The sequence below is a fragment of the Treponema sp. UBA753 genome (assembly GCF_002297325.1).
In the GTDB taxonomy this organism is placed as follows: Bacteria; Spirochaetota; Spirochaetia; order Treponematales; family Treponemataceae; genus Treponema_D.
On the sequence record NZ_DBKJ01000057.1, the window covers coordinates 1 to 4,814 of the forward strand.

At 42.8% G+C, this 4,814-nt stretch carries 3 protein-coding genes; all 3 read left to right on the plus strand.

The genetic code is table 11. From position 1 onward, the window contains the following. Positions 1–90: 90 nt before the first annotated feature. From B4C08_RS04880 to murD, 3 genes are read left to right on the plus strand one after another with little or no spacing between them, the layout of a single operon-like run. Entirely contained in the window at positions 91–1,797 is a 1,707-nt protein-coding gene (locus B4C08_RS04880) for a Mur ligase family protein (protein WP_296663572.1), read from the plus strand. Next, positions 1,794–2,924, plus strand: coding sequence for a D-alanine--D-alanine ligase family protein (locus tag B4C08_RS04885; RefSeq protein ID WP_296663575.1), 1,131 nt, complete (start codon positions 1,794–1,796; stop codon positions 2,922–2,924). Before B4C08_RS04880 ends, B4C08_RS04885 begins: the two co-directional genes overlap by 4 nt. Before the next feature lie 24 nt (positions 2,925–2,948). Continuing rightward, entirely contained in the window at positions 2,949–4,550 is a 1,602-nt protein-coding gene (murD, locus tag B4C08_RS04890) for a UDP-N-acetylmuramoyl-L-alanine--D-glutamate ligase (RefSeq protein WP_296663578.1), read from the plus strand. Positions 4,551–4,814: the final 264 nt, after the last annotated feature.

Genomic DNA, 4,814 nt, shown 5'->3' on the forward strand with positions numbered 1-4,814 from the left:
AACTTTTTTGCAGTCAAGGCGGAATAGTTTTGCATCCTAATGATAGGGTTTCATTGTGCATTTCTTTTTAAAGTGGTAGAATGGCGCATTATGGAAAAGAATTTGTGCGTGCTTTTGAAGTCGCTTGGCTCTAAAGAAACTGATTATAAGATTGTGGCGGAAGACGGAATTTCTTCCCCAAATAATACAGATGCTTGCATAGAAGGTCTTGCTTTTGACAGCCGGGATGTAAAAGAAAACTATTTGTTTTTCGCTTTGCCCGGAACTCACACAACCGGAAATAAATTTATAGCACAGGCGGTGTCTTGCGGGGCTAGCGCAGTTATTTTTCAGGATGAAATTACGCAGGAAGAGCAGTCGCAAATAAAGGCGGCTTTGGCTTCCTCTTCAAAAAATGTTGTGTTTGTAAAAGTTCCTTCAGCAAGGTTTGCAATGTCGCCTGTAAGCTCGTGTTTTTATGACAATCCTTCTTCAAAGCTTGTTGTCTACGGAGTTACAGGAACGGAAGGAAAGTCTTCCACTGTTTCGTTTATATGGCAACTTTTGCGTCTGAACGGAATCAAGGCGGGTTTTATTTCCACAGTGCAATATTCACTTGGAGGAGACGCTATAGACAATCCACAGCACCAGACAACGCCGGAAGCTCCCATTGTGCAGCGTGAGCTTTATGAGATGGTTTGCAACGGATGTACTCACGCCGTTGTGGAATCTTCAAGCCACGGATTGAGCAAAAAACTTAACAGGCTTGGCGATGTTCTTTTTGACTGCGCTGTTTTTATGAATGTTACGCTTGAGCATTTGGAATTCCACGGAACCTACGAGCAGTACAAAAGCGACAAGGCTAACTTATTCCGTTCATTGGATTTGCATAATCACGAAAAAACAATCGCCGGCGTTGCAACAAAAGTTCCTGCGTTTGGAGTTGTTAATTTGGAAGATCCTGCGGCGTCTTATTTTGCTTCCTGCACCAAGCACAAAACCATAGGATTCACTACGGAAGGAAAGGCAGGCAAGCAGGCGGCTTTGGGACTTTCATCTCCTCCGCTTCCAGAAATTCCAAAAGACATGCCTTATTTTTCGTGCAGGAATATAGCTTCGGCAAGATTCGGGCTTGCATTCAGCATTCACCGTTTTGAAACCCACGATTCACTCAACAATGAAAATTCTGTTGTCCATGTAAAGGCTTCTGTTCCAGGAGCGTTCAATGCGTACAATATAACGGCTGCGATTTTAGCTGTGCATGGAACAACTGGAATTTCAATAGAAAAACTTGCTTTGTGCGCGCAAAAGCTTACGAGCGTAAAAGGCCGCATGACTGTAATTGACGAAGGTCAGCCTTTTGAAGTGATTGTGGATTATGCCCACACGCCTTCTAGTTTTGAGACAATTTTTCCGCCTGTAAAGAACCGAGCTATGGGCAAGATGATTTGCGTGTTTGGCTCTGGCGGTGAACGCGACACAACAAAACGTCCTCTTCAAGGTGAAATTGCCGCACGTTTCTGCGACATTGTGATTCTTACAGATGAAGATCCGCGCAAAGAAGACAGAATGAAAATTATTGAACAGATTGCTTTGGGGGCAAGAAAAGAAGGCAAAAAAGACAATGTGGATTTGTTCCTTGTTCCAGACCGTCCGCAGGCAATCAGAAAAGCATTCGGCATGGCAAAGGAAAACGACATTGTTCTTCTGCTTGGAAAAAGCCATGAAAATTCTATAATTTACGCCGACAATGCTATAAAATACGATGAAATTTCAGAAGCAAAAAAAGCTTTAAAAGAAATGGGGTTTGCAAAATGAATGTAGTTTTAATATACGGTGGAAAATCTGGCGAGCATGAAATTTCGCTTTTGTCATGCGCCTCGGTAATTAGAAACATCAGCGCAAATCACAACGTTTCTCTCATTTCAATTTCCAAAGGCGGAAAATGGTATCTTGAAGATAATTCAGTTTTTGAGGAAGTAAGAGGCAACCCGGAAGCTGCTCTTTGTGTGCACGAAGATGACAGCCGCGAAGTTAAAGTTTCGTTTGGGCGCGGAAAAGACAACGTGTTTTTTGCCTGCGGAAACTACATTCCGTGCGATATTGTGTTCCCGATTCTGCATGGAACTTATGGCGAGGACGGAACTGTTCAAGGCGTATTTGAAATGGCTGGCGTTCCGTTTGTTGGCTGCGGAGTTTTGGCTTCAAGCGCGGCAATGGACAAGGAAACTACAAAAATTCTTTTGAAGAACGAAGGAATTCCCGTTGTTCCGTATATGTGCCTTTCAAGAAGCCAGATAAATTCAAGCTCCCTTTATGACAAGCTGATTGAAGAGGCGATTGAAAAACTTGAGTTTCCGCTTTTTGTAAAGCCATGCGCCGCAGGTTCAAGTGACGGAGCAAGCCTTGCCCGGAACAAAAAAGAGCTTTCGTTTGCGCTCATGGAAGCGTTCAGCTGGGACAACAAAGTTCTTATTGAAAAAGCGATTGACGCTCGCGAAGTTGAATGCTCTGTAACTGGAAATTCTGTAACGGCAACTTCAGAATCTGACTGCACGCTTTTAAAAGCTTACGGCCCGGGAGAAATTGTTCCAAAGCATGATTTTTATGACTACGATGCAAAATACAACGACCCGGACGGAGCTGAACTAAAAATTCCAGCTCTTCTTTCAGATGACAAGCTTGAGTTCATAAGGGAAACCGCAAAAAAAGCGTATTCCGCAATAAACGCTTCGGGCTTGAGCCGCGTGGATTTTTTTGTGGACCGCAAGACTGGCGAAATTTACCTGAACGAAATAAACACAATTCCGGGCTTTACAAAAATCAGTATGTTCCCCAAAATGTGCGCCGCAGATGGTTTGGAATATTCTGAGCTTATTGATTATCTTCTTAAAGAAGGAATTGAAAATTTCAAGGCAAAACAGAACCTTTGCACTTCAAGATAGAAACGTAAAATTGGGAGGAGAAAAATGCCACATATTTATCCGCATGGATGCTATTTTAATTCGCTTGATGAAATAAAGGGCAAGAAAATTACAATAATGGGGCTTGGACTTAACGGCGGCGGAGAAGCTTGTGTCCGCTTTTTTTTAAGGCACGGAGCTTTTGTTACCGTTACTGACATGAAGACTGCCGAGCAGCTTGCGCCAACTCTTGAATCTCTTGCAAAAGACAGATTTCTTGACAAGTCCAAACTTCGCTTTGTTTTAGGCGGACACAAGATTGAAGATTTTTCAAATGCGGACTGCGTTATAAAAAATCCCGGCGTAAAAATTGAAGGCAATCAGTTCCTTGCGGCCGCAAAAGCAATTGAAACAGACATCAGCATTTTTTTGCGCTTTACAAAAGCTCCTATAATTGCAGTTACAGGAAGCAAGGGAAAATCCAGTACAGTTAGCGCGCTCTCTTATGGACTGAATCAGGCAGGCTTTAAATGCTTCTTGGGCGGAAATATCACCGTAAGCCCGCTTTCTTTCCTTGAAAAAACAGACGGAACTACTCCTGTTGTGCTTGAGCTTTCTAGCTGGCAGCTTGCGGATTTGCGCGGAAGAAAACTTTTAAAGCCGAAGATTTCTATAATTACAAAGATTGTTCCAGACCACCAGAACTGGTATGGCGACATGGACAGCTACGTGGAAGATAAAAAGCTGATTTTTGCTGACCAAGATAAGAATGACTTTGCAATTCTTGATTTTGACGAAGACAACTACCTTAAAGAAACAGCTTCCCCAAAAAGAGGCTGTCGTTGCTGGGGCGATTTATTTGCAAGCGAAACAAAAGCCAAAGTTCTTAGGTACAGCAAGGCTCTTTTGCCAAAGGGAATTTTTGGAGCTTACTTGGAAAAAAGCGGTTCTTCCTACAAAGGAGTTGCGCGTGTTCCTTGCGAATTTGTAAAACCAAGTCTAAAGGAAAAGTCGGTTCTTGAAGAAGTTGTAATGGAAAGTCTGCAAGTTCCGGGTGAGCACATGAGAGCCAATGTTCTGAATGCCAGTCTTGCGATGTACCTTATGGGAGTTGCTCCGGCTCAGATTTGCACCGTGATGGGGCAGTGGAAAGGGATTCCTCACCGTCTTGAAAAATTCTACGACTGGAAAAGCCCTTCTGACGGACGCAAGGTTGTCTTTTATAACGACAGCTGCTCAACAGTTCCAGAAGCGTGCGCGGCGGCAAGCCAGTCATTTGATCAGCGAGTTGTTCTTATTGCCGGCGGAACAGACAAAGGACTGGACTTTCTTCCGCTTGCAAGATGCCTTGACCCTGAAAACAACACAAAGTTTCCGCCTTATGAAATTTACTTGCTTTCCGGCACTGGAACAGACAAACTTGTTTCTATGCTTGATGAGCGCGGCGTAAAATACGAAGGTCCGTTTGATTCCTTGCAGATTCTTCTTGATGTTCTTAAAACCTGCCTCATGTCTGAAAACGCAAGCCGCAACTACGGTGAAGTTTTTTCTGATACCTGGCTGCCTGTTGTTTTTTCTCCGGGCGCAACCTCATTCGGAATGTTCTCCAACGAATTTGACCGCGGCGACAAGTTCAAGTCCCTTGTAAAGTCAATATTTCAAGAATAAAACTGTTAAAAACTAAAGGAATACTTCCTAAGAGCCACAGAGATACTTCCTAAGGGGCTGAGGAATACTTCCTAAGACCCTTAGGAATACTCACTTCAGGTCTTAGGGATATTCACTTAGGGCTTTAGGAATACTTACTTCAGGTCTTAGAAAGTATTGTTTCAATATTGAAATAATTCTATGAATTATAGTGAAGAAATATTATTTTATTGATTTTTTTGTAAATATAAAGGAGAAGTTGATATGATTTTAAATATACGAGAA

Bases quoted from the DNA above. Each gene is read 5' to 3' on its own strand.
- B4C08_RS04885 (WP_296663575.1), top strand. From the start codon at position 1,794: ATGAATGTAGTTTTAATATACGGTGGAAAATCTGGCGAGCATGAAATT.
- murD (WP_296663578.1), top strand. From the start codon at position 2,949: ATGCCACATATTTATCCGCATGGATGCTATTTTAATTCGCTTGATGAA.
- B4C08_RS04880 (WP_296663572.1), top strand. From the start codon at position 91: ATGGAAAAGAATTTGTGCGTGCTTTTGAAGTCGCTTGGCTCTAAAGAA.